25 protein-coding genes are annotated in these 22,859 nt (G+C 57.7%); 19 read left to right on the top strand and 6 right to left on the bottom strand.

The annotated features are described in order from the left end of the window. Window positions 1-9 precede the first annotated feature (9 nt). Together traD and ABCR88_RS14125 are read left to right on the top strand one after the other, a co-directional pair. Entirely contained in the window at window positions 10-2,115 is a 2,106-nt protein-coding gene (gene traD, locus ABCR88_RS14130) for a type IV conjugative transfer system coupling protein TraD (RefSeq protein ID WP_236188287.1), read from the top strand. A 90-nt stretch (window positions 2,116-2,205) separates the two neighbouring features. Further along, complete coding sequence (locus tag ABCR88_RS14125; RefSeq protein ID WP_236188289.1) at window positions 2,206-2,937, top strand: TIGR03747 family integrating conjugative element membrane protein; 732 nt, start codon at window positions 2,206-2,208, stop codon at window positions 2,935-2,937. Between the two features lie 270 nt (window positions 2,938-3,207). Here ABCR88_RS14125 and ABCR88_RS14120 read toward each other — a convergent pair whose 3' ends face one another. Beyond that, a complete protein-coding gene (locus tag ABCR88_RS14120; protein WP_236184594.1) occupies window positions 3,208-3,576 on the bottom strand; it encodes a histone-like nucleoid-structuring protein, MvaT/MvaU family in 369 nt (122 codons plus the stop codon). Between the two features lie 303 nt (window positions 3,577-3,879). On the opposite strand from ABCR88_RS14120, the gene ABCR88_RS14115 reads away from it, so the two are divergent. Genes ABCR88_RS14115 through ABCR88_RS14075 form a run of 9 tightly spaced genes read left to right on the top strand, consistent with a single transcriptional unit; the run spans window position 3,880 to window position 11,341 of the window. Then, complete coding sequence (locus ABCR88_RS14115) at window positions 3,880-4,215, top strand: RAQPRD family integrative conjugative element protein (protein WP_236184596.1); 336 nt, start codon at window positions 3,880-3,882, stop codon at window positions 4,213-4,215. After that, a complete protein-coding gene (locus ABCR88_RS14110) occupies window positions 4,212-4,445 on the top strand; it encodes a TIGR03758 family integrating conjugative element protein (RefSeq protein WP_003174124.1) in 234 nt (77 codons plus the stop codon). The genes ABCR88_RS14115 and ABCR88_RS14110 overlap by 4 nt, the downstream gene beginning before the upstream one ends. 17 nt (window positions 4,446-4,462) lie before the next feature. Beyond that, a complete protein-coding gene (locus tag ABCR88_RS14105) occupies window positions 4,463-4,834 on the top strand; it encodes a TIGR03745 family integrating conjugative element membrane protein (protein ID WP_003174125.1) in 372 nt (123 codons plus the stop codon). A gap of 7 nt (window positions 4,835-4,841) precedes the next feature. Further along, window positions 4,842-5,255 (top strand): TIGR03750 family conjugal transfer protein, encoded by a 414-nt coding sequence (locus ABCR88_RS14100; protein ID WP_236188296.1) that lies wholly within the window; start codon window positions 4,842-4,844, stop codon window positions 5,253-5,255. Continuing rightward, entirely contained in the window at window positions 5,252-5,893 is a 642-nt protein-coding gene (locus ABCR88_RS14095) for a PFL_4703 family integrating conjugative element protein (protein WP_236188298.1), read from the top strand. The genes ABCR88_RS14100 and ABCR88_RS14095 overlap by 4 nt, the downstream gene beginning before the upstream one ends. Further along, window positions 5,890-6,702: a TIGR03749 family integrating conjugative element protein gene (locus tag ABCR88_RS14090; RefSeq protein ID WP_236188299.1), complete on the top strand. Its 813-nt coding sequence runs from the start codon at window positions 5,890-5,892 to the stop codon at window positions 6,700-6,702. Before ABCR88_RS14095 ends, ABCR88_RS14090 begins: the two co-directional genes overlap by 4 nt. After that, the gene (locus tag ABCR88_RS14085; protein WP_236188300.1) at window positions 6,692-8,209 is read left to right on the top strand and encodes a TIGR03752 family integrating conjugative element protein; all 1,518 of its coding nucleotides are present in this window, start codon (window positions 6,692-6,694) and stop codon (window positions 8,207-8,209) included. The genes ABCR88_RS14090 and ABCR88_RS14085 overlap by 11 nt, the downstream gene beginning before the upstream one ends. Further along, window positions 8,172-8,588 carry a TIGR03751 family conjugal transfer lipoprotein gene (locus ABCR88_RS14080; protein WP_122513570.1) on the top strand — a complete coding sequence of 139 codons (417 nt, stop codon included), beginning with the start codon at window positions 8,172-8,174 and terminating at the stop codon, window positions 8,586-8,588. Before ABCR88_RS14085 ends, ABCR88_RS14080 begins: the two co-directional genes overlap by 38 nt. Then, entirely contained in the window at window positions 8,588-11,341 is a 2,754-nt protein-coding gene (locus ABCR88_RS14075) for a conjugative transfer ATPase (protein WP_236188303.1), read from the top strand. Before ABCR88_RS14080 ends, ABCR88_RS14075 begins: the two co-directional genes overlap by 1 nt. Before the next feature lie 41 nt (window positions 11,342-11,382). Here the strand turns inward: ABCR88_RS14075 and ABCR88_RS14070 are convergent, their stop codons facing one another. Then, complete coding sequence (locus ABCR88_RS14070) at window positions 11,383-11,640, bottom strand: LasR-specific antiactivator QslA (RefSeq protein WP_069551349.1); 258 nt, start codon at window positions 11,638-11,640, stop codon at window positions 11,383-11,385. 169 nt (window positions 11,641-11,809) lie between these two features. Here ABCR88_RS14070 and ABCR88_RS14065 point away from each other — a divergent pair, with 169 nt between their 5' ends. The 5 genes from ABCR88_RS14065 (at window position 11,810) to ABCR88_RS14045 (ending at window position 16,384) form a co-directional block, all read left to right on the top strand. Next, window positions 11,810-12,064: a helix-turn-helix transcriptional regulator gene (locus ABCR88_RS14065; protein ID WP_236188305.1), complete on the top strand. Its 255-nt coding sequence runs from the start codon at window positions 11,810-11,812 to the stop codon at window positions 12,062-12,064. A gap of 117 nt (window positions 12,065-12,181) precedes the next feature. Next, a complete protein-coding gene (locus ABCR88_RS14060) occupies window positions 12,182-13,138 on the top strand; it encodes a TIGR03756 family integrating conjugative element protein (RefSeq protein WP_236188306.1) in 957 nt (318 codons plus the stop codon). Then, window positions 13,135-14,517 (top strand): integrating conjugative element protein, encoded by a 1,383-nt coding sequence (locus tag ABCR88_RS14055; RefSeq protein WP_236188307.1) that lies wholly within the window; start codon window positions 13,135-13,137, stop codon window positions 14,515-14,517. Before ABCR88_RS14060 ends, ABCR88_RS14055 begins: the two co-directional genes overlap by 4 nt. A 3-nt stretch (window positions 14,518-14,520) precedes the next feature. After that, a complete protein-coding gene (locus ABCR88_RS14050) occupies window positions 14,521-14,829 on the top strand; it encodes a hypothetical protein (protein ID WP_236188308.1) in 309 nt (102 codons plus the stop codon). A gap of 10 nt (window positions 14,830-14,839) precedes the next feature. Next, the gene (locus tag ABCR88_RS14045) at window positions 14,840-16,384 is read left to right on the top strand and encodes a conjugal transfer protein TraG N-terminal domain-containing protein (RefSeq protein ID WP_236188309.1); all 1,545 of its coding nucleotides are present in this window, start codon (window positions 14,840-14,842) and stop codon (window positions 16,382-16,384) included. A gap of 9 nt (window positions 16,385-16,393) precedes the next feature. Here ABCR88_RS14045 and ABCR88_RS14040 read toward each other — a convergent pair whose 3' ends face one another. From ABCR88_RS14040 to ABCR88_RS14030, 3 genes are all read right to left on the bottom strand, one after another. After that, on the bottom strand, window positions 16,394-16,777 hold the full coding sequence (locus ABCR88_RS14040; protein ID WP_126589253.1) for a DUF3742 family protein: 384 nt from the start codon (window positions 16,775-16,777) through the stop codon (window positions 16,394-16,396). Window positions 16,778-16,956: 179 nt separating this feature from the next. Beyond that, window positions 16,957-17,547, bottom strand: a complete 591-nt coding sequence (locus ABCR88_RS14035; RefSeq protein WP_126589252.1) for a hypothetical protein — start codon at window positions 17,545-17,547, stop codon at window positions 16,957-16,959. Then, window positions 17,547-18,278 carry a hypothetical protein gene (locus tag ABCR88_RS14030; protein ID WP_236184620.1) on the bottom strand — a complete coding sequence of 244 codons (732 nt, stop codon included), beginning with the start codon at window positions 18,276-18,278 and terminating at the stop codon, window positions 17,547-17,549. Before ABCR88_RS14030 ends, ABCR88_RS14035 begins: the two co-directional genes overlap by 1 nt. A 440-nt stretch (window positions 18,279-18,718) precedes the next feature. Between ABCR88_RS14030 and ABCR88_RS14025 the strand changes: the two genes are divergently transcribed. Together ABCR88_RS14025 and ABCR88_RS14020 are read left to right on the top strand one after the other, a co-directional pair. Then, complete coding sequence (locus ABCR88_RS14025; protein WP_236184622.1) at window positions 18,719-19,048, top strand: hypothetical protein; 330 nt, start codon at window positions 18,719-18,721, stop codon at window positions 19,046-19,048. A gap of 132 nt (window positions 19,049-19,180) precedes the next feature. Continuing rightward, entirely contained in the window at window positions 19,181-20,140 is a 960-nt protein-coding gene (locus ABCR88_RS14020) for a zincin-like metallopeptidase domain-containing protein (protein WP_236184624.1), read from the top strand. 131 nt (window positions 20,141-20,271) lie between these two features. On the opposite strand, the gene ABCR88_RS14015 is transcribed toward ABCR88_RS14020, so the two are convergent. Further along, window positions 20,272-20,469, bottom strand: a complete 198-nt coding sequence (locus ABCR88_RS14015) for a hypothetical protein (protein WP_007901093.1) — start codon at window positions 20,467-20,469, stop codon at window positions 20,272-20,274. A gap of 222 nt (window positions 20,470-20,691) precedes the next feature. On the opposite strand from ABCR88_RS14015, the gene mobH reads away from it, so the two are divergent. Then, window positions 20,692-22,419 carry a MobH family relaxase gene (gene mobH / locus ABCR88_RS14010; protein WP_236188311.1) on the top strand — a complete coding sequence of 576 codons (1,728 nt, stop codon included), beginning with the start codon at window positions 20,692-20,694 and terminating at the stop codon, window positions 22,417-22,419. Window positions 22,420-22,859 lie beyond the last annotated feature (440 nt).

Genomic DNA, 22,859 nt, shown 5'->3' with positions numbered 1-22,859 from the left:
GTCCAGGTCATGGCCGAGCATGCGATGGAGTCCAAGCTCCGGCCAGCGGTGGAGCTGTACACCGTAGCGATCTGCATCGCGGCCGCGGTGTTGTGCGTGTACTCGCCCTGGGCTGTGGCCCTGTCACCCGAGATCGGTCTGGTTGCAGCGCTGGCCTATGCCCTGTTCGGCCTTATCCGGCTGCGACAAGCCTGGGAGGTGCTGCGTTATCGGCGCAATATCCGTCGGCTGCCCCGCTACGAGCTGACCAGTCGGCAGATTCCGGTCAGCCGCAAGCGTCTGTTCATGGGCCGAGGATTTCGCTGGACCCGCCTGCACACCCAGCGCTTGGTCGAGGCCCAGGATCCGGCGGTCGCCCACTATATCGACCAACCGACCCGCTACCGCCTGGCCCGTGGACTCGAGCGGCGCCTGGAGCATGCACCGTTTCCACTCTCGATACTGGCCCGTGTCACGGCCTGGGACAGTGCCTTCAATCCGATGCGGCCTTTGCCCCCGGTAGGTGGCTCGCCACTATTGCATGGGGTCGAGCCCGATGAAACGGAAGTCAGTCTGCCGCTGGGCGAACGGGTCGGACACACCCTGGTGCTCGGCACTACCCGTGTCGGCAAGACCCGGCTCGCCGAGGTGTACATCACCCAGGATATTCATCGCATCGAGCATGAGGTGGTCATCGTCTTCGATCCGAAGGGCGACGCCGACTTGCTCAAACGGATGTACGTCGAAGCCAAACGCGCCGGTCGGGAGAAAGAGTTTTATGTGTTCCATCTGGGCTGGCCGGAGATCTCCGCACGCTACAACGCCGTGGGACGTTTCGGGCGCATCTCGGAGGTTGCATCGCGTATCGCTGGACAGCTCAGCGGTGAAGGCAACTCTGCGGCCTTTCGCGAGTTTGCCTGGCGATTCGTCAACATCATCGCCCGTGCTTTGATCGAGCTGGGCCGACGTCCAGACTACCTGCAGATCCAGCGACATGTGGTCAACATCGACGCACTGTTCATCGAATACGCCCAGCAGTTTTTCGCCAAAACCGATCCGAAAGCATGGGAAGTAATCGTCCAGCTTGAAGGCAAGCTCACCGAGAAGAACATTCCCCGGCATATGGTGGGGCGCGAAAAGCGTGTGGTGGCCATCGAGCAGTACCTGGCGCTGAAGCGGGTATTTGATCCGGTCATGGACGGACTGCGTTCGGCGGTCCGATATGACCGTACTTACTTCGACAAAATCGTTGCCTCGCTACTGCCGCTGCTGGAGAAACTCACCACCGGCAAGACCGCCCAGTTACTGGCCCCCAACTACACCGATTTAGATGACCCGCGGCCAATTTTCGACTGGATGCAGATCATCCGAAAACGCGGCATCGTCTACGTCGGTCTGGATGCACTGACCGACGCCGAGGTGGCCGCCGCGGTGGGCAACTCCATGTTCGCCGACTTGGTGTCGGTCGCCGGACACATCTACAAACACGGCATCGACCATGGCCTGCCCCAATCGGGTAACAACAGTGACAAGTTGCCGATCAACCTACACGCCGATGAGTTCAACGAATTGATGGGTGATGAATTCATCCCGCTGATCAACAAGGGTGGCGGTGCCGGCATCCAGGTGACGGCCTACACCCAGACCCTCAGCGATATCGAGGCGCGAATCGGCAACCGGGCCAAGGCCGGCCAGGTCATCGGCAACTTCAACACCTTGCAGATGCTCCGCGTACGCGAGACCGCAACTGCGGAGCTGCTCACCCAGCAGTTGCCCAAGGTCAACGTGCTAACTAGAACCTTGGTGTCGGGTGCGACTGACACCTCCGATCCTGAAGCCAATACCGACTTCACTTCGTCCTCCCAGGATCGTGTCAGCAGCACCAGTGTGCCGCTGATCGAGCCTGCTCATATCGTCAGTTTGCCCAAGGGGCAAATGTTCTCCTTTCAGGCCGGTGGGCAGCTCTGGAAAGTCCGCATGCCTTTACCTAAACCCTCCAACGACGATGCCATGCCCAAGGATCTGCAGGAACTCACTCAGCGGATGCGGGCCACCTACAACGAGCAGGCGGGACAGTGGTGGACTGCCAGCGGGGGCGGCCCAACAACAAACTTCGATCTGGATCAGGTGGGGTAGCCCGCCCCCGCTACAGGTTTTGATTCAGCAGAAAACTGTCCAGAAGGCGTCGTGAAGACATCAACGCTGCAGCGCGCAATGGAGTGAACGATGGCGACTTCCGTCCAGAACACGCCGCCACAACCGGTCCAGCGCCCGGGGTTGATCATCTCGGCAATCAGCCTGGTCCTGCGCATCGTCGGATTGCTGATCGCCTCGTTACTGTTCTCGATCCTCATAGAGTTCGCCGGCCTGCTATTGTTCTGGGGCGATCAGGGTTGGCGACACAGCCAGGCCATGTTGAATAGCGAATTGGGATGGCTCAGCGAGCACTTCAAAGCTTCACTCATCCTCCAACAACCCGGGCAAACAATCGTTCAAGTACTGGATTTTCTCAATCAGTGGCTGCTGGTCAAGACTGGCTTTGCGGATTTTGCCCGGCAGGCGCGGGTGTCGAGTCAGGGCAACAGCTTCTGGAGTTGGACCAATCAGCTATACCTGAGCATTGAGGATTTTGTGCTGGCTGCAGTGTATGTGACCTTTACCTTCGTGGTGCGCCTGACCATTCTAGTCCTAGCCACACCCTTATTTCTGTTGGCCATGTTCACTGGTTTTGTGGATGGCTTGATGCGCCGTGACCTGCGCAAATTTGGCGCGGGCCGTGAGAGCAGTTTTGTCTATCACCGCGCCAAGCGCGCAGTGATACCACTGCTGATCGTGCCCTGGATCATTTACCTATCTCTACCCTTTTCGCTCAACCCTATGGCCGTATTTTTGCCTTGTGCTGTAATGCTTGGTATCGCAATGGCAATCACGGCAACTACATTTAAGAAATATCTCTGACTCGGAAAAATTATATTTTCCGTCGTATATCCCCCTGGTATCAGGATAGTTATCCAGCGTCTGCAGAACTGATACACCGCACGAGTTCACCCGCCAGAATTCGACCGAGATTCCCCACTTCGAGCGGAGTGTTGAGTGAAAGGCAGACTCCCAAAATTTGGGAGTGTGCCTCACGATTGGTGCAGGAGTGGGACCAAGATTCGCATTCAGGACTCATCACCCTCACCGACAAACAAGGACGCATGCAGAGCCCTTGCAATCAAACCGTTCTTACTGCGTACGCCACGACTCGACAACGTCTGCACCAAACTCGATTTTCCATTCTTTCAACTGCCGATGGTTACCTCCCTTGGTTTCGATCAGCTCACCAGAGTTCGGATTTTTGTAAATTTTCACATCGCGAGCTTTACGCGCGGCCTTCACAGGAGCTATTAGTGTCGAGGTACGACGGCCAGCCTCTGGATCTAGGATGCTAATGATGTTCTTCAAGCTGAAGCCGTACTCGCCAAGCAACGCCCGCAATTTGCTCTCAAATTCCATTTCTTTTTTTAGGCCGGAATCACTTTTCATCGACTCAAGCTCTGCGAGCTGTTCGGCCAGTTGTTGCTCAAGCTTACGAAATTCAACCAACCGAGACATGTGAAACTTCCTTCAGTTTAGGGAAATGAAAAATGAACATTCCAATGTTAAGCGATGATTAGCTCTTCGTCACCCATGCTGCCTTCAAGCACGAGCAAATCCACTCATTGCTGCATGAACAACACATTATTAATGGGTAAGAGTGCTGTCTGAGCTTTCTTTATGGTCCAATCGATTGCTCATGTAGTGTGAGTGTCTTCTTCCGCTTTCCGCTAAAAAAGCGATACATCCCACCTCGCGTTTAATACTGAATAATTCAAGCGCTAACTTGATTCTGACTCCATCTCCACATGGGCCAGCATCATGTCGATTACCATCTATCGCAACTTTTTGCTCCTTTCACTGACCATTGTTCAAGGCAGCAGCTATGCCGCATCTGCTCATGAGCAGGAACAGCTCAGCCTGGTCCCGCAACAACTCGACATTATCGAACGCCTTGCGACGCAAGCTGAGGTAGCCAGTACCTCTGAACCAAACGAACGCTATCGCTTCGACTATCCCCAACTGACTCAAGACATCCAACGCATCCGCCATGGTGTGCTGGGATACCTGTTTCCTTCCCGTGCGCAACCCCGCGATCCCGCTGAATTGGTCGGCGAATACCGCCTCGACACTCCGTCAGCGGAGCCGTCGCCATGACTGAAGCTCAGACCTCGGCGTTCCAAAACGCCTCCGGTTTCTCACCGCAGAGCAGTTCGACGCTCTGGCTGTCCCTGGTTCTCGTCCTGGCTTTGCTCTGGTGTGCCTGGGTGATGTGGACGGCTTACCGAGGATGGGCCGCCGGCAGTGTGCGCTTTGGAGCCTTCGGTGGCAGCGCCATGCGCGTGCTGCTCGCATTGTTGGTCCTGATGTTCTTCACCCTTTCCTAATCCAGGAGATCGCCGTCATGCTCAAGTGCCTTGTCCCCCTGAAAAACAATCTGCGTGATCGCGCTAGCCAGCGCTTGATCGGTCTGCTGTTGGTACTCGGTCCAAGCCTGGCTTTTGCCGAACTACCGACTATGGAAGCTCCTTCACGTGGTGAAGGTTCCGGGTTGATCGAGACGATCAAAAACTACGCCTACGACGGCGGCATCCTGCTCGGTCTGCTGATTGCCCTGCTCGCTTTCTTGGGGGTGGCCTGGCATTCGTTGACCGTGTACGCCGACGTGCAAAACCAGCGTAAGACCTGGAAGGACTTGGGTGCGGTGGTCGGTATCGGTGCTCTGTTGGTGGTGATCATCATCTGGTTCCTGACCAAGGCTGCCGCGATTCTGTGAGGTTGGCATGAACGACGCTATCGAACGCCTTGCCGACGGCACCTTGGTTTTTCTACCAGAGCGACTCAATCGTGATCCTGCCGTATTGCGTGGTTTGACCAATGATGAGATGTGGGTGGCGCTCGGTGCCGGCGCACTTGTCGGCCTGGTGCTGGGTGTACCTCTGGCGATCGCAACCGTCTCCATTGCCGTGGCGCCAACCAGCATGATCGCAGGCATGGCGGTGGTGCTATTTGCCGGTGGCACACTACTGCGTCGGGCCAAACGGGCTCGCCCCGAGACCTGGTTGTACCGCAAACTCGAATGGGTACTGGCCAGCCGTTCGCGCCTGGGTCGCGGAAGTCTGATCCTGCACTCCGGCGCCTGGACGGTTCGCCGTTCGCGTCGACTGCGCCCTGCCCTGTCCCGGTGGCAGCCATGAGCCGATTTCGGAACAAGGTGGATGCCCAACAGGCCCACATCTTCAGCCTGCGTCTGGCGGTAGTGATTCTGGCCCTGGTCTGTGCCGGACTTTGGTATGGCTGGCGCTCGGCACCGACCGATCTGACGGTGCATGTCCCCCCGGATCTGCGCTCGGGCAGCACTCGTAAGTGGTGGGATGTCCCCCCAGAGAATGTCTATGCCTTTGCCCTGTACATCTTTGGCCAACTCAACCGCTGGCCTTCGGATGGCGAGCAGGATTACCGCCGCGCCATCTATGGCTTGCAGTCCTACCTGACACCCGCCTGCAAGGCCTTCCTCGACGGTGATTATGAGTATCGTAAGGCCGCCGGCGAGCTGCGCCAGCGGGTGCGTGGCGTCTACGAAATTCTGGGCCGAGGCTACAGCGAAGATCCGGAACTCAGGGTCAAGAAACTCGACCGCGACAGCTGGCTGGTCAAGCTCGATCTCAATGCCGATGAATATTACGCCGCCGAACCGGTGAAACGGGTGGTGGTGCGTTATCCATTGCGCGTGGTGCGTTTTGATCTGGACCCCGAGCGCAATAAGTGGGGGCTGGCACTGGATTGTTATCAGGGCACTCCGCAAAAAATCTCCCTGCCTGGAGGTGAGCCATGAAGCGGATTTCTACCCTGGGACTCACCGTCGCACTGATGCTATGGGGAGCTGCAGCGCAGGCCGTCGAGCTGATGCACTGGGAACGCCTCCCCCTCGCGGTCCCGCTGGTGATCAATCAGGAACGAGTGGTCTTTATCAATGAGGATGTTCGGGTCGGCGTGCCCTCAACCCTGACAGGCAAACTGCGTGTGCAATCAACTGGCGGCACGCTGTACCTGCGCGCGTCAGAAGCCATTGCCCCGACCCGACTGCAACTGCAATCGGTCACGACGGGCGAGATTATCCTCCTGGATATCGCGGCCACTTCCGGCGATCAACCGCTGGAGCCCGTACGTATTCTCAAGAATGCTCAGGGGCAAGCTACCGAGGCTGAATCTAGCGCCGTCCCTATTCCAGAACGCACACCGACCCCGGTCGCTTTGACGCGCTACGCCGCGCAAAGCCTGTACGCGCCGCTGCGCACCGTGGAGTCCCTGCCCGGTGTACGCCGCGTCCCGCTCAAGCTGCGCACCGAACTGCCAACCCTGCTGCCGACGGAAAACGTGTCCAGCACACCCATCGCCGTCTGGCGACTCGGTGATTATTGGGTGACGGCGGTGAAATTGCGCAATCGTGGTTCAGAGACGGTGCAACTCGATCCACGTCGACTTCAGGCCAAGCTGTTCGCCGCGGCTTTCCAGCATGCTTTCCTCGGGCCTGTCGGCAGCGCTGAAGACACCACGATCGCCTACCTTGTGACCCGCGGTGCCGGCCTCGAGCAAGCCGTGCTGCTCCCGCCCGTTGCGCGAGGTGCTGACGATGAAAGCTAACGCCTTGCTCAAATGGCTGGTACCGGCTGCGCTGCTGGGCGTGGTGGTAATCATCCTGAAAACCTGGGTCGCGGGTAGTAACACTTCCTCTCCAGAGCACCCAGTTGATCAGGGCAATATTCAGTTATCCGCCGAGCAAGCCAAGTCGCTCGGCATTGCGGGCGATACCCCACGCGACACGGTCGCCACCCTGGTCGGCCAGGTGAAGGCCATGCGCAGCGACATGCTCGGTTTGAAGAAACACAATGACTCACTGCAGACGGAAAACAACCGCCTACGCGAGCGGGAAAACAGTGTCGATTCGCGTATCCAGACCGCGCTTGGCAGTGTGACCCAGCAGGTCGACGAAGGCCGCCGCCAAGCCAACGAGGCCCGACTCAAAGCGGAACAAGACAGTCGTCAGGCTCGCGGCCTGCTGACGCAATTGCAGGAACAGTTGTCGGGGCTGGCTGGCAAAAGCAAGGACATGCCGATCGGATTGGGGCTTGAGCCCGGCGACGGCGCTCAGTTCGAAGAGCGACACTCTACCAATGATGCACTGCAGTGGATTGAACCCTCGGATGCTCCGTTCACCGACGCCAGAGGCAAAACCACGACTTCCTCCGCACTGAGCCTGCCTACCGCTTTCAACTCTCTGGAAGGCTTGAAAGACAACGCGATTGATCGCAGCCAGAAACAGCTACGTGCAGCTACCAAGGGTGAGCGCGACCTGACGCGATCCGTTGATCGTACCGAAGGCGCGAAGCCGGTCTACACGATCCCCGAAAACGCCACGCTGATGGGCTCGGTCGCCATGACCGCGCTGATCGGCCGAGTCCCGGTGGACGGCACCGTGAATGACCCCTATCCCTTCAAGGTGCTGGTCGGTCCGGAGAACCTGACCGCCAACGGCATCGACCTGCCGGACGTCGCGGGGGCCGTGATGAGCGGCACGGCGTCCGGTGACTGGACCCTATCCTGCGTACGCGGACAGGTCGAGTCAATTACCTTTGTGTTTACCGATGGCACCATCCGCACGGTGCCTCAGCCGAAGGCGATAGCCAGCCGCACTGCCTCCACCACCCAGAGCTCGAACACCGACAAGATCCGTGGCGGGCTCGGTTACCTGTCCGATCCGTATGGCATTCCTTGCATCGCTGGCGAGCGCCGCTCGAACGCCCAGCAATACCTCGGCAGCCAGAGCCTGATCACTGCCGCCGGTGCCGGTGTCGCAGCGCTGCTCGGGGATGAGCGGAACAACAGCAGTGTGATCAGTTCGGGCGGCAGTACGCTCGGAGTCACCAGCAGCAGTGGCAATAGCGCACTGAATTCAATTCTCAGTGGTGGGGTCAGCGACATCCGCGAGTGGGTGAACAAACTGTATGGCGAAGCCTTTGCTGCCGTGTACGTACCACCTGCAGCACAGGTCGCACTGCACCTCGACCATGAGATCACCATCGACTACGAGCCCAAGGGCCGGAGCGTTCGCCATGAAAAAGACCATGCTTCTCTGCCTGACCTGGATTAGCTTGCTCTGCTGGGTCCTGACGGGGTGTTCCACCGACAAGGAAACGCTTCTGCCCCATGGCGAGCAAACCATGCTGGACATCTGGAACGGCGCCGGTTCACAAGGCACTCAGCAGCAACTGCTGGAGGCTCGGCAACAGTTACGCCGCCCGCTGGCTCAGGCAGATTTCTCCTCTTCTCTACAGGAACCGTACACGCGCACAGCGGCGAACGAGATCCGCAACCTGTTCCCTCGCCTGCCCAATCCCGATCTGGTGCTGTACGTGTATCCGCACCTGAGCGGTACCGAGCAAGCACCGGTCCCGGGTTACTCAACCGTCTTTCCGTTCTACCAACGAGTGCAGTACGCATTACCTGGTGAACGTCAGGAAGACTTGTAGTGCGTACCGGAGATTCGGGCAACCGCACTCCCGCGTGGAAAGCTTGGCGCAACCCGTCGCGCCCTCGCGTGACCTTAGCCGATGAAACCGCACTGTATGCGCACAACCCCAGCTTCACCGATCACCTGCCTTGGGTCGAGTACCTCGACACTGAGCAGTGTTTTCTGCTCGATGACAATCGTTCGGTGGGCGCGGTGTTCGAGTTGCTGCCCATCGGCACCGAAGGGCGCGAACCCGATTGGCTGATGGCGGCCCGCGATGCCCTCGAGGATGCCCTGCAGGATAGCTTTGACGAGTTGGATCAAGCGCCTTGGATAGCGCAGTTTTTCTGCCAGGACGACAACGATTTCACCCCCTATCTGACCCGACTCACCGACTATATCCGGGACAGCGCGCGAGGCACGGTCTTCACCCAGGCATATTTGGAGCTCAGCCGTCGTCATCTGAAGGCCATCACCAAGCCCGGTGGTCTGTTTGAGGATAAGGTGGTTACGCGCCTATCCTGGCGTGGCAATAACCGACGGGTGCGCCTGGTGATCTATCGCTGGCTTGAGTCTGACGCTGAGGAGACGGGACTCACTCCAGTGCAATCCCTGCAACAGGCTTGCGAACGTATCGCGGCTTCGTTGCAGGCGTGCGGGGTGCAATCGACACGAGTCGATGGCCGAGGTCTTTATGCCTGGTTAGTGCCCTGGTTCAATCCTGCGCCCACGCTAACCAATGAAGCGCCCGAGGAGTTCTACCAGCGCGTTGCCTATCCGGAGTCTGCCGAGGGCGAGTCGCTGGAACTGCCCTTCGATCATGACTTTGCCGAGCGGCTGTTCTTCAACGAACCGCGTTCGGATGTGCAGCACGGACTCTGGTTTTTTGACGATCAGCCCCACCGGGTCATGGTGGTGGACAAGCTTCGCCGGGCGCCCTTGATTGGTCAACTCACCGGAGAAACCCGCAAGGGCGACGCGGTGAATGCCCTGTTCGACCAGTTACCCGAAGGCACGGTGATGAGTCTGACCTTGGTGGTCAAACCTCAGGATGTACTTGAGGATCAGTTGAACCGCCTTGCCCGCAAAGCCATCGGTGAAAACCTAGCCTCGACCCAGACCCGCCAAGATGTTGAAGAGGCTCGTGCGATCATCGGTCGCCAGCACAAGCTGTATCGCGGCACCCTGGCGTTCTACGTGCGCGGTCACGATGAGCAGCAATTGCACCAGCGCTCGGTCAGCCTGGCCAACGCGCTGCTGGGTGCGGGGCTGCAACCGGTACGCGAAGGCGATGAAGTCGCCGCGTGCAACAGTTACCTGCGTTGGTTACCGATGGCTTACAACCCGGCCCGCGACACGCGCAACTGGTACACACGCCTGATGTTCGCCCAGCACCTGGCGAACCTGGTTCCGGTCTGGGGCCGCAGCACGGGCACCGGCCACCCCGGTATCACCCTGTTTAATCGTGGTGGCTCGCCGTTGAGCTTCGATCCCTTGTCACGCCTGGACAGGGCCATGAACGGCCATCTGCTGTTGTTCGGCCCTACCGGTGCCGGCAAGTCGGCCACCCTGGTCACCCTGCTGATGCAGGTAATGGCGGTGTACCGCCCTCGCCTGTTTATCGTCGAGGCCGGCAACTCATTCGGTTTGCAGGGCGACTACTTCGCGACACAGGGCTTGTCGGTCAACAAGGTCCAATTGAAGCCTGGCGCCTCGGTCAGTCTCGCCCCCTTTGCCGATTCCTACCGTCTAGTCGAGCAGCCAGATCAGGTGGCGAGTCTTTCCGTTGATGAGTGGGACGATGAAGCGGTAGCCAGTCACGAGGACCAGCGCGACGTGCTCGGCGAACTGGAAATCACCGCCCGGTTGATGATCACCGGCGGCGAGGCCAAGGAAGAAGCCCGCTTGAGTCGAGCCGATCGCAGTCTGATCCGCGAGTGCATTCTGGATGCGGCACAGACGTGTGTCGCGGTGGGTCGGCAGGTACTGACCCGAGACGTGCGCGACGCCTTGCTGCGCGTCGCCGCTGACCCGCACTTGCCGGAAAAGCGTCGCGAGCGTGCCCAGGAAATGGGCGAGTCCATCGACCTGTTCTGCCAGGGTTTCGAGGGTGAACTGTTTGATCGCGAGGGCACGCCTTGGCCCGAGAGCGATGTGACCGTTGTCGATCTCGCCACTTACGCTCGCGAAGGCTACGAGGCGCAGATGTCCATCAGCTACATCAGCCTGATGAACACCGTGAACAACCTAGCCGAACGCGACCAGTACCTGGGCCGACCGATCATCATGGTCACCGACGAGGGCCATATCATCACCAAAAACCCGCTGCTGGCACCATTCGTGGTCAAGGGGACGAAGATGTGGCGCAAGCTCGGCGCTTGGTTCTGGATGGCGACGCAAAACCTTGCTGATTTTCCGACTGTCGCACAGACCATGCTCAATATGATCGAATGGTGGATTTGTTTGAACATGCCGCCGGCGGAAATCGAAGAGATAGCCCGCTTCAAGAAGCTCACACCAGCGCAAAAAAACCTGCTGCTCTCCGCCAGTAAGGAACCGGGTAAATACACTGAGGGGGTCGTGTTATCGAAGAAGCTCGAAACGCTGTTTCGGGCCGTGCCGCCCAGTCTTTATCTCGCCCTGGCCATGACGGAGCCCGAGGAAAAAGCCGAGCGCTGGACACTGATGCAGGAGAACGGCTGCTCAGAACTGGAAGCGGCGTATCGGGTAGCTGAACGGATCGATAGAGCGCGAGGAATAGAGCCCGCATAGGGGAATCTATTCAGGCCTCTCGCTCTAAAGCGAGTGACCGCTTATTGCGGTACGCCCCGGAGCCGCTGCTGAATCCTCAACAAGAATCCGGCTTCGAAGGCATCCTGGCAGTCACCGACAGGAAAGGTCTTGCGGGTTTGCGCCAGCTCCCACCACAGGGGAATCTCGCCGGGCGTATCAAGCCAAGCCTGAGCACATTGCACGCCACGTTCGATCATCGAGGCAAACTCGTTGCCCCAAGGCGTCAGAAGACTTGGGCAACCATCCGCCGCAGGAATTGAAATGTAGTTTTCGTCCATACACACCCTAGGGTTCTGATTTTATTGTTAGACGCTGGACCTAGCCTCGAAATCATAACGTAACCAAATGAACGCTGGATAACAGGTATGTGCATCAAATGGCCTAGATCAATACCAATGTAGACTATATCCCGTGGATTGAGAGTCCCTCAAGGCGCAATTTGCGCGCATGACTCAAGACTACGAACAGCTTCGTCTGCAGCTGGCGGAAAACATCCGCTTGATGCGACGGTTAAAGAACCTTACCCAAGAGCAGTTGGCGCTCATGGCCGAGGTCGATCGTACCTACGTCAGTCAAATCGAACGATGCACGGGCAATCCGTCGCTGATGGTCCTGTGCAAACTCGCCAATATTCTCGAAATCACGACGGATCAGCTCCTCACTGAGTCAGACACCCTTCGCCGTGCGTTGAGCATCGAATAGCTACCTCGTCGCCCTGCAAATCCTTGTAAACCGACAACGCCAGCTTCAGCTTTATCACTGACGGTGTACGTTCAATCATCGAACGTGTCCAGGCCATTAGCCCAAAGAGCCTGGACCATGCCTGTCGTATGCCCATCAATCGCGCCCCAGAAGCTACGACCTTTGACGCTGAGCATCCTGCTGGTGTGCGGGCCAAGCGTAGCGCTGGACACCGGCAGCATCACATCCTCGGTGTTGTCGCCAAATTGCCTCGCCTACAGGGTCGTCGGCATTTGTTTCTGGCTCCTTTGCACGCCCTTCGGATGCACAGTCAAAACCTCGACCAAGGTTCGTCATTTCATTCCTGAACTGGTGGTTTCGAGCTATTCCACCACGGGCAGTAACCCATGGACCGAGATGGCCACCCTCTCCTCTTCCATCAGCGGTGCGGAAGGTGGCGGTAACCTGATTACGCCGAACACCCAGCGCGACAATCTGCCCCGCTTCAAGAACGTCGATGGCATTGGTCACCCCGGGGGCTGGGCCGCCACACAACTGGCCTCGCAATCCGGCTATGCCTGCACCAGCGGCGCAACCGCGTTCATGCCCTACTACTTGAGCACCCTGGACTCACTGGCCTGGCGTCATGGCATCCCGGAAAGCTTCTATCCCGAGTCGCTCATGCCGGGGATCCGTGAAGTCGGTAGTCAGGCCTCAGGAAACATGTGGGGCAACGTTTATCCACGGCAGGGTTTTCTGGTTCAGCCCGACGATTTCAAGGCGGCCGCAGTCATGGCACAACGGGCCGGCGATGTGATTACCCGTAACGGACAGCCGCATGTGTATTTACCGCTCACGCCAGCAAAACGCGACGGCTACTGGCCGCCTGGCCCGATCATTGAAAACGACGCTTCGACCCACAAATGGCAATTGCTCTACCCTCAGGTTCAGCCCACGTGCGCCATCTTCCCCAGCGATCCAGTACAGAGCGCGGATGGCGGCTACGCCTGGTCGCTGTGGCGCCCCTATAGCTGCTGCAAACGTGAGGGGCAGACCTTCCTGTTCAGCATCGACTTCGAAGGCGATGCATCATGAGCCGGTTGTGCGCGCGACCATGGCGTGCCGTGAAGAGCCTGCTGCTCTGTGGACTGCTCGCCATAGCCACGCATGCCCACGCCGCCGAGGGCGATTACCGCCTGGGTACCCAAGGCGAAGTACTCGACGACCGGGTGATGTACACCGTTGGTGGCGGCTCGGCAGTCGGCTCACCGAGCTCGCTCTACCGACCCAGCGGTCTCGGCGTCGGCGGCTCCTGGCGAGCGAACATGATGTGCGGAAACATGAGCCTCACCAATACCCTGCAAAACCAGCTGAACGGCGTCACCGAAGGTTTCCAGCAGATCATGGGCAGCATCGTGCAGAACGCGACCCAAGCGGTGATGTCGCTGCCAGCATTGATCATCCAGCGCGCCAACCCCGGTCTCTATGAGTTACTCAGTAACGGGGTGATGCAAGGTCGGATCGACTTCGACCGCTCCAAGCTAACCTGCCAGGCCATGGCCGAAAAGATGGCGGATAAGGTCGGTCAAGCCGGTTGGGGCGCGCTGGCCAAAAACCAGGAGATGCAGGGCAATCTGGAGCAAACCGGCGGTGATGCGGTGGCAGCGGTGAAAAACACCGAGGCCCATAACGGCAACAATGGGGTGTCCTGGGTCGGCGGTTCGAAGGCCGGAGGTAACGGACAGACGCCCATTCGGGTGACCGCCGACGTGGTCCGCGCAGGCTATAACCTGCTGCATAACCGGACGGTGGATGACAGTGCGTCGATCAGTAGCAGCGACTGTTTGGGTGGGGCCATTTGCCAGACATGGGCCTCACCCCAGGAGGAGTCCGAATGGGCAGTTCGCGTGCTGGGCGAGAGCGAAGTCGCGACCTGCGACACCTGCGAAACCCTGCGTGCGACCGCTGGCAGCGGATTGACGCCGCTGATCCAAGAGGCCTACAGCGAACGCCTCAAGGCCTTGCAAGGGTTGCTGTCCGACTCTCTGCCGCTTACTTCTGACAACCTGGCTAAAGCCTCCAGTTCAATGCTGCCGGTGACCCGTGGCGTGATCGAAGCGCTGCGCGACGATCCTGATCAGGAACTCCTGGCGCGGCGCCTGGCCAGTGAGACGGCCCTGTCCAGCGTGCTCGACAAAGCGCTCCTGCTACTGCGCACGCTGCTGGCGGGCAGTCATGAACCGAACATCGCTTCCGCCGAGCCCGCACAGACCGCCTTGACGAAAAACATCGATGCTCTCGAACGCGAAATCCGCCTGCTACAAACCGAGCTACAGGTCCGGCAGATGCTCGCCACCAACACCGCCAGCCTGGTGCTCGACCGGCATGCCGGTGGTGCCGACGCATCGCGTACCGTCGAGCAAAGCGACCCCGAGCCCGGTCGACTCAATGATGCTGACGCCAGGCGCAAGTGAGCCATGAAACGCTCACCGCTATTCACTCTGCTTTCAGGTCTGGGGATTGCCGCGGTGACGATCCTGACCGCCGCACTGGTCGCCTGGATCGGCCGAACTGCGCTCGGTAGTTTCGAGGTCTGGCAGCAGGCATTCGAATCCGCACGACCTTATCTGCGGTGGTGGCGCGCCCTGCTCTATGTCGCCCTTTTTGCGCTCTGGTGGGATCTGCTTCGGCGCTACCGACGCCGACCACAGGATCGACTGCGCGTGTGGCGCATCGGGGCATTAGGGCTCGTGCTCTTGACCGTCATCGAACTCACCCGACTGTGAGGTCACCACCATGCTCATGAGCACCAACAGCTACCTGGAATTTTACCTCTCTCTGCTGGCCTGGATCATCAACAACGGCCTCTGGAGTGTCCTGTCCGACACCGGGCTGTTCGCCGCGCCCTTCGGCGCGATCATCCTCCAGGAATGGCTGTCGGCCCGTCAGCAAGGCGCGGATGAAGGTAACAAGGGATTGCTCTCGGTGCCGCGGATCGAGAACCGGTTGTGGCTGGCCTACATCGTCGTATTGTTCGGCTGCGCGCCGGTCTTTCCGTTGAGCCTCGCCTCAATGGCGTTCGATGATGCAGCGAGCCAGCGCTGCGGTGTCAGCGTGGCTAAACCGGCGGAAACCGCCTGGGGGACGACCTTCAATACCATCGGCGAACGCTCCGCCAACGTACCGATCTGGTGGTTTCTAGTGCATGCCTTGAGCAAAGGGGTAACCGCCGCAGCCACCGCCTCCATCCCCTGCGCACCGGATATCCGGCAGATGCGCATGGAGATCGACAGCTCGCGCATCGACAGCCAGGTACTACTGCAGGAAGTCGCCGACTTCACCCGCGACTGTTATGGCTATTCCCGTTCTCGGTTGTTTACCAATCGCCCGCAGTTGGACAAGGTACAAAGTCACGATGCGTCCTGGATCGGTTCAAGCTATTTTCTCGACACGCCCGGCTACTACGACACGGATCGTTCACGTACACCGCGAATCAGTTGGCCGTATGACGAAAGCCGCGATGTTTCCTTGCCGCGGCTGGAGAATGGCGCGGGCTACCCCACTTGCAAGCAGTGGTGGAGCGACAGCGGTGTTGGCTTGCGCGAGCGGTTGATCCAGCAGGTTGATCCCTCTCTGCTGACTCAGCTGAAAGGTTGGCTGACTGGCCGCTCGAACAACGAGATTGAGGATGCCACCCTGCGCGAACTGGTCAGTCCGCGCCAGCAATCGATGTCCATGTCGCCCGGACAGGTGTACCAGGACTATGGTTCCAGCGCTCGTGGCGGCTCGATCAATCAGGGACTTAATAACCTGGCCACCAACACTGGGCTGGCTCTCGGCTCCTTCAGCAATTTCCCGGCGATGAACGCGCTACGCGCCGCTCTGCCGATGGTGCAGGCTTTCCTGATCATGGGCGTCATCATCAGCTTGCCGCTGATCCTGCTGGTCAGTACCTACCAGCTAAAGACCGTCATGACGGTGACGTTCGCGCTGTTCACGCTGCACATGCTGGGCTTCTGGTGGGAACTGGCCCGCTGGGTCGACTCCAGCATGCTCGATACCTTGTACAACCAGGTTTCGGCGTCCAATCAGGTGCTGTTATCGCTGCCCACATCTGGATTTATGGATGGAACGGTCACGGCGCAGGTGATCGAGTATGTGATGGGGGCAATGTTCGTCGTGCTTCCAATGTTGTTTTTGGCTGCAATGAGCTGGGCAGGATATAGCGTTGGCTCAATTGCCGACGGCATGCTTAGCAAAGGAGCAGCTCAAGCTCAGGATGCGGGTGCAAGGGGCGCTGGAGCTCTGATGTCTGCTGGAAAGACCTTAAGGAAGGGGTGAAGAACTCGACTACAGGTCTTTTAAATCAGGCTGACCGGGTGCGCGCCCATACTCATACTCACCATATGGGTCGCCATATGCCTTGTACCGGAGAGCATCCTTAGGTTTGATAGACGTTCCATTGGCGATGGCCCAACACAAGGCAATAAGGATCATCACCGACACTGTAAACCATAAGCTAACGAGAAGGAGTCCGGCAGCTACTGCCAACTTGATGACTAGAAAACTCCCGCGAACAAGTAATTTACCTGCGGGCATTCCTGCCGTCTCCGCACGCTCAACCACGCGGGATTCAAACGTTTTCAACCTACGGTAACCACACTTCACCGACAGACCACAGGCATACGCCCAGCGGTGGGCACGTGAACTCTGAACAGGTTGCTGAGTCGGCATGGTCTCGCCCTCTTCTGAGCGTTTTCATGGTTGAGACAAAAGTAATAGCTTACTACTGAAGACGGCCCGTGCGTGACCATTTATCAGTTTGCTCAGACGGCACCGCGAGCTTTGATATGGGCGTCGCGTTGAGCGCCGCACCCATATCGCATTCCGTCAGGCATAGGACCAGTAAACGGTTAGTAACCTTTTGGTATGCGATAGGTCTTGCCCTTTGTGCGGTCTCCGAAAATGTCCGTATGCTCCGATTCGTCCGTGCGTATGCAATCGCGCGTCTGACCGTTCCCAACATTGCATTTCGACCACTCAACCCGACTAGCTAATTCGCCCAGTCTCGCAACTTCAACTCGACGCGCTTTTATTTCGTCTAATGACGGCACCCACAAATAAAGAGACACTACTACCAATGCAAGGATCGTAGCCTGCGCCGACAGGAAGTAGAGCCAACGCCTGCTATTCAATTTTTTTGCTGCCATGTTGTACAGTTCAGCAGCCCGCTGAGCGGCAGCATCTGCCTCCGTGAATCTCTTGCTCAACAGCTCAGCAGCTTGATTCGCAGTTGACTGTGCAGAACTCTCGATACTCTGCTTGACGCCAGCCTCCAGTCGAACCAGCTTCTTTTCGACGCTATCCTGCAGCTCACGCAACGCATCAGTAGCCCGTCGAGACTTGCTCTCATCGATCTCTACAGCTTCGAGAACTTTGCGAGCCGCGCCAAAGAGGGCCTGAAAATTTCGATCGTGCGCTTGCTCTTGACTTGTTCCGGCCATCAATATCTTCCTAAAGTTGGACCTTTTAGATCGGGCATCTCATGACCTGGTTGCTTCATCTCTCTCTGAAGGGAAAGATATCGCTCCTGGCTGTACTCGATCCATTGTTTGTGGGATAGGTTCAAATCCATCAAATCCTGTAAGGCGGCGAAATGCAGACTTCCACCGCTGCCGGCCACAAGCACCAATCCGCCTGTTCCGGTCTCCTCTGGCCCTTGAGCAAGCCGCACCAGATCGATGTAGTCGCGCTCAGCCCTTGTGATCTCAGCCGATCTGCGTTGCAGAATGCCAACAGCCAGCTCCTCGATAAAATTTTGGAACCTCTCGGTTGACTTAGGCCGTTGCCTGGCGCCGTCGCCAAACGCATCGAGGTAGGGTTCAATGCGTGCCGACAGTGCAGCGCTGGGAAGAGGCGCCGTTTCGATGTACCAATGCACCCGCCGCGAAGTACCTGGTAGATCAGGCAATTCGTCCAATTTTTCGGAAAAAATTCGAGATAGAAACTGGTGACGACCAGCCTCTTTTTTTGACTTGTTAGCCTCAGTCTTAAACTCGATCAAACGTACTGTGCCGGGGAATGCCATCAGCAAATCCCCCAATCGTTTATCGTCTGGCGTTTGTTGAAGCAAGTTCACCATGCTTGGTAACTGACCGGATCTCAGCTGTGAACCAAGAGCGAACCCCAGCCCGTAGAGAAAATTTCCGATAACCACATTTTCATACAACTTCATTGAACATCATCACCCTAGTATCACACCCTTTAGAAGCTTGCCGGTACCGCTCCAAGCCTAACCGTTTGTCAGTCAATCCGGTCGAAAAAACAAGGCTGGCTTTCAGTAGACTCAGTTCGTCTAACGTGTTGGTTTATCTCGTTGCTATTCGCGAACAGCTCGGCTAAACCCGAGGTACGGATCGCTGTTATCGGCAGCACTTTCCCAGGTAGCCAGAACCTTCAAGGCTACGTCACTTCGGTGATGGTTCTCCCCAAGTGCGATTAGCGTTCGGTGGCTCGCACGGTGACCGTTGCTACGGTGATGAACGCCTACTGCTCTCCTGAGCACCTTTCGAGCGCTGCTCGTGAGATAAGCCCTCTTGATTTTCTTCAACCCACTGCGGGGAAATCTTTCCCCGCACAGGACAGGTTTCTTCGCGTTTTCAACGGAGACATACCATGCCCGATTCACTTACACCGGAACCACTGAACACCCTTCGGTTGCCCATCGTGTTCACCCCTGGCGCGTGGCAACGCGCAGTACTGCTAGAGCAATCCGATCACGCTGAGAAGCTGCAGGTCGATCGGTTGAGCCACGTATTGCGCGCAGCCTTCGAAGCCCACCTGGCCTTTCCACACAAGCCTTACGTGCTGTTCGAGGTAATCCACATTGAACCAACCGATCGCTTAGACCAAGACCCGTTGCTGCAATTGAGTCTGAGCCTACTCCAAGAACCGGGTCAGCCTGCCGCCTTGCTGATAGCGCTTGCAGCAGAACACCAACGCTAAGTGCAATGGGCGGCGCCCACCTCCACATTCGGACGGTATGCAGGACCTGCATCAATCCAACCCATCACCCAACCGGGGAACCCTCCCCCGACGGGCAAGGCGTTCCTCCGTTTTGCTCTCGAGGAAATTGCCATGCGCGATATCTACCAAGACGTGACAGACAAGATCGTTACCGCGTTAGACCAAGGCGTTGTTCCCTGGATCAAACCCTGGTCCTCAAGTGGCTCCGCTTACATCGGTCATCAACCCTACCCCATCAACGCCATCACGCGACGTCCGTATTCGGGCATCAATTTACCGCTGCTCTGGGCCGAGGCCAGGTTGCAGGGCTTCACTCAAGATCGTTGGCTGACCTTCAACCAAGCCAAAAAGACCGGTGGGCACATTCGTAAGGGTGAGCACAGCACTCTGGCGGTGCTCTACAAGCCGATGGAGCGCGAGGAACAGACCGAGTCAGGCCAACCCGTACTCGATGAAAACGGTCAGCCCAAGGTCGCTCACTTCTGCATTCTCAGGATACATTTTCTGTTCAACATCGAGCAAACGGAGGGGCTCGAAATGCTCAATGACACCCTGCTCGAGACGGAACAGAGCGATCCCTTCCAGCCCAACAGCGCCGCGGAAAATCTGCTGTTAAGTTCAGGTGCACGCATCGTTCATCGGCCTGCCGACGAAGCCTTTTACCACCCGATCAGGGATCTCATCCAACTGCCGACAAAAGCGCAATTCCACGATGAAGGTGGGTACTACGCCACCGCACTTCACGAGCTGACGCACTGGACCGGGCATCACGCTCGGTTGCAACGCGAAGGCGTGACGTCAGCCTGTCCGTTCGGCTCGCCAGGCTACGCATTTGAGGAGTTGATCGCCGAAATGGGCGCGGCGTTTTTATGTGCCTACGCCGGTATACAGGGAGAGCTGAGGCACGAGGGCTACATCGACTCCTGGCTCAGCCTGCTCAAGGCTGACAAGCGCGCAATCTTTCGTGCCAGTGGCCACGCCCGAAGCGCCTCGGAGTATGTACTAAACCTGAAGCAGCAATTGGGGCAAGTAGTCTTGGATGACTCGCTATGCATGAACGATGGAGCTTAATCGTTACCTCACCGTTCCAATCGCTTCACAGGGCCCAACGCGAGTTGAGCCCTTTTTTCTGCGCCCGGAAAAAGCCCCATGCCACGGGGCACTGATGCAAAGAATCAGAGAGCGCACACACCCGCAGCCTGTCATTCCGCATCCAGGTTCTGCGCCAGAAAATCCACCAGCTCAAGCGGACTTCGACTATCGATCACTTTGTAGATCAGATCGCGTTTGCTGCGCGGCAACTTCTTGACCACGCTCTTCGCCGAGGCCCTGACGGCTTCGTCGGTCCCATGGATACGTGCCGCGAGCAACAGCACAAGCGTGGCGTCAGTGAGGTTCATGGCAAGACCCAAAAAATAGGCACCGTAGTGTACCGACTCTTTTCTTTTTCGTACCAGCCCCAACAAAACGATGTGTAGCAGTATCGATATCCCGATTGCCGCGCAAAGGGACACGAGCCAAAAAGGACGGGTAAGGGTTGGAAGGGAATGGGGACTCAAGGGTAAGAGCTCTATCCGAAAAGGCTAAAAGGCCACTGACCCAGCCACCTCCCGGGGGTCACGATGCTCAGTCTGTTTCGCCACAAAAAGCAGAAGCCACCTCCGCCACCGACCGTCAACGTCGCCGAAGGCTACCTACCCGTTGAGTCGGCCCACAGCCTGTTAGCGGCGGACCACCGCTGTCAGTTGCTTGATCGGATTTGGCAGTACACCGCCCTCTCCCACGCGCAGTTCAGCCAGCTCTATTTAAATCCTATACATCGTTACGCCGAACAGGTCCAGCAACTCCCGGCCAGCGAAACACACCACCATGCGTATCTTGGTGGCATGCTTGACCATGGGCTGGAGCTGGTCGCCTGCAGTTTGAAACTGCGTCAGTTATATCTACTTCCCACCGGTGCCGCGCCTGAAGACCAAGCTGCCCAGACTGACGCCTGGTCCGCAGGCATCGCCTATGGCGCGCTTCTCCATGACATAGGCAAGATCGCCGTGGACCTGTTGGTCGAACGCCAAGATGGCCGTCTTTGGCATCCCTGGCAGGGCTCACTGGATCAGCCCTACCGTTTTCGTTACATCAAGGGTCGCGACTACCACCTGCACGGCGCCGCCGCGGGCTTGCTCTACAACCAGATTCTCGATAGCCCCATCCTCGATTGGCTCAGTGGATTTCCGTCACTGTGGGCCGGTCTACTGTATGTCCTGGCGGGTCAGTACGAACGTGCCGGCGTGCTGGGGGAGTTGGTGATTCAAGCCGACCGCGTCTCCACCGCGCAGAACATCGGCGGTAACCCAAGCAAGGCATTACAAGCGCACACTCATTCGTTGCAATATCACTTGATTAGCGGACTGCGTCATCTGGTTCAGCACGAGCTGAAACTCAACCAGCCGGGTGCCACGGGATGGCTGACCCAGGACGCACTCTGGCTCGTCAGCAAGACGGTCACGGACAAGCTACGAGCCTATCTGCTGTCGCAATCGATTGAAGGCATTCCCTCGTCCAACCTCGCGGTATTCGACGAGCTGCAGTCACATGGATTGGTTGAGTCCACGCCGGATGGCAAAGCCATCTGGACTGCGCTTGTGACACAGGGAAATTGGCAGCAGACTTTCACCTTTCTGCGCCTTCAGCCGGCACTGATTTGGGGTGATGAAGACCGGCCTGAGGCGTTCAGCGGAACAGTGAGCGTTGCAACCAATGACCAGCAACCTGACGGTCCGCCATCCCCCTCACCTCCCACGGCAGTCAATACACGATCAACTCGAAGCCAATCGCAACCTGATTCACTAGCTATGGAAGATGACGACTATTTAGGAACGTTGCTGGACATGTTCGAAATAACAGAACCCGAGACCAATCGTTCACCTTTAGAAAGTGCTCACGAAATCTCAGATCCTGCTTCGGATAACTCTGGCCAGGTTTTCCTGAGTTGGGTCAAGGAAGGTATCCAGAGTCACAAGCTGATCATCAACGACAGCAAGGCCAAGGTGCACACGGTGAGTGGCCGCGTATTTCTGGTCACTCCTGGCATTTTTCAGCGCTATGTTCAGGAGTTTCCGGGCATATCAATGGGTGCCTATTACGAAGGTGAAGAATGGCGATGGGTGCAGAAACAGTTCGAGAGGCTGAAGACCCACAAAAAGCGCGACGATGGTTTGAATATCTGGCTCTGTCAGGTCGAAGGCCCCAGGAAGAAGGCAAAACTCAAAGGCTATCTTCTAGAAAACCCAGCACTATTTTTCGAAGCTGGGTCCATGCCTGCCGATAACCCCTTTCTTAAACTCGAAAAATAGTAAATTTCCATGGCAGGCTAATGGATCCCTACGACGTTCTGTATCGCGAGTACTCGCCAGCATTCATCCTCGGCGCTCATTCCTTTCTAGATCAATAACCGTCTTTGCGGCCTCATATTTTTTCAACTCGATGCTTTAGCCACAACTACACCTGCTTTCGAACTATCACATCCCCCAAGTTGTCAAGCACAGTAACCGCTCATGCCCCAGGGTGAAGCGAATCGACACTGCGGCCATCCACCTCGACCACTTGTCCAACCCGGAGAGCGGCTGTGATGAGCCTCTGCAATCGCGCTCCCTCTTCAGGGGCAGGTAGGAACGGCTCAATCACCACCTCGGGTCGCCTAGCGCTAGAGAGCGTTACGCGATGGGTAGCTGGAGAAAGGCTGCTAACGGTAAAGAGCGGAAATTCCGTAGGCGCGGCCCCGTGTCTGCCTTGC

This window comes from Pseudomonas sp. W17, from assembly GCF_040268305.1.
Classification (GTDB): Bacteria; Pseudomonadota; Gammaproteobacteria; order Pseudomonadales; family Pseudomonadaceae; genus Aquipseudomonas; species Aquipseudomonas protegens.
This window is presented reverse-complemented; position numbering and strand designations above follow the sequence as displayed.

Excerpts from the sequence above, each read along its gene's own strand:
- ABCR88_RS14090 (WP_236188299.1), top strand. The coding sequence starts at position 5,890 with ATGAAGCGGATTTCTACCCTGGGACTCACCGTCGCACTGATGCTATGG.
- ABCR88_RS14030 (WP_236184620.1), bottom strand. The coding sequence starts at position 18,278 with ATGAAGTTGTATGAAAATGTGGTTATCGGAAATTTTCTCTACGGGCTG.
- ABCR88_RS14035 (WP_126589252.1), bottom strand. The coding sequence starts at position 17,547 with ATGGCCGGAACAAGTCAAGAGCAAGCGCACGATCGAAATTTTCAGGCC.
- ABCR88_RS14060 (WP_236188306.1), top strand. The coding sequence starts at position 12,182 with ATGCCTGTCGTATGCCCATCAATCGCGCCCCAGAAGCTACGACCTTTG.
- ABCR88_RS14065 (WP_236188305.1), top strand. The coding sequence starts at position 11,810 with ATGACTCAAGACTACGAACAGCTTCGTCTGCAGCTGGCGGAAAACATC.
- ABCR88_RS14025 (WP_236184622.1), top strand. The coding sequence starts at position 18,719 with ATGCCCGATTCACTTACACCGGAACCACTGAACACCCTTCGGTTGCCC.
- ABCR88_RS14040 (WP_126589253.1), bottom strand. The coding sequence starts at position 16,777 with ATGCCGACTCAGCAACCTGTTCAGAGTTCACGTGCCCACCGCTGGGCG.
- ABCR88_RS14100 (WP_236188296.1), top strand. The coding sequence starts at position 4,842 with ATGAACGACGCTATCGAACGCCTTGCCGACGGCACCTTGGTTTTTCTA.
- ABCR88_RS14120 (WP_236184594.1), bottom strand. The coding sequence starts at position 3,576 with ATGTCTCGGTTGGTTGAATTTCGTAAGCTTGAGCAACAACTGGCCGAA.
- mobH (WP_236188311.1), top strand. The coding sequence starts at position 20,692 with ATGCTCAGTCTGTTTCGCCACAAAAAGCAGAAGCCACCTCCGCCACCG.
- ABCR88_RS14110 (WP_003174124.1), top strand. The coding sequence starts at position 4,212 with ATGACTGAAGCTCAGACCTCGGCGTTCCAAAACGCCTCCGGTTTCTCA.
- ABCR88_RS14050 (WP_236188308.1), top strand. The coding sequence starts at position 14,521 with ATGAAACGCTCACCGCTATTCACTCTGCTTTCAGGTCTGGGGATTGCC.
- ABCR88_RS14070 (WP_069551349.1), bottom strand. The coding sequence starts at position 11,640 with ATGGACGAAAACTACATTTCAATTCCTGCGGCGGATGGTTGCCCAAGT.
- ABCR88_RS14015 (WP_007901093.1), bottom strand. The coding sequence starts at position 20,469 with ATGAACCTCACTGACGCCACGCTTGTGCTGTTGCTCGCGGCACGTATC.
- ABCR88_RS14115 (WP_236184596.1), top strand. The coding sequence starts at position 3,880 with ATGTCGATTACCATCTATCGCAACTTTTTGCTCCTTTCACTGACCATT.
- ABCR88_RS14045 (WP_236188309.1), top strand. The coding sequence starts at position 14,840 with ATGCTCATGAGCACCAACAGCTACCTGGAATTTTACCTCTCTCTGCTG.
- ABCR88_RS14055 (WP_236188307.1), top strand. The coding sequence starts at position 13,135 with ATGAGCCGGTTGTGCGCGCGACCATGGCGTGCCGTGAAGAGCCTGCTG.
- ABCR88_RS14080 (WP_122513570.1), top strand. The coding sequence starts at position 8,172 with ATGAAAAAGACCATGCTTCTCTGCCTGACCTGGATTAGCTTGCTCTGC.
- ABCR88_RS14095 (WP_236188298.1), top strand. The coding sequence starts at position 5,252 with ATGAGCCGATTTCGGAACAAGGTGGATGCCCAACAGGCCCACATCTTC.
- ABCR88_RS14125 (WP_236188289.1), top strand. The coding sequence starts at position 2,206 with ATGGCGACTTCCGTCCAGAACACGCCGCCACAACCGGTCCAGCGCCCG.
- ABCR88_RS14085 (WP_236188300.1), top strand. The coding sequence starts at position 6,692 with ATGAAAGCTAACGCCTTGCTCAAATGGCTGGTACCGGCTGCGCTGCTG.
- traD (WP_236188287.1), top strand. The coding sequence starts at position 10 with ATGGCCGAGCATGCGATGGAGTCCAAGCTCCGGCCAGCGGTGGAGCTG.
- ABCR88_RS14020 (WP_236184624.1), top strand. The coding sequence starts at position 19,181 with ATGCGCGATATCTACCAAGACGTGACAGACAAGATCGTTACCGCGTTA.
- ABCR88_RS14105 (WP_003174125.1), top strand. The coding sequence starts at position 4,463 with ATGCTCAAGTGCCTTGTCCCCCTGAAAAACAATCTGCGTGATCGCGCT.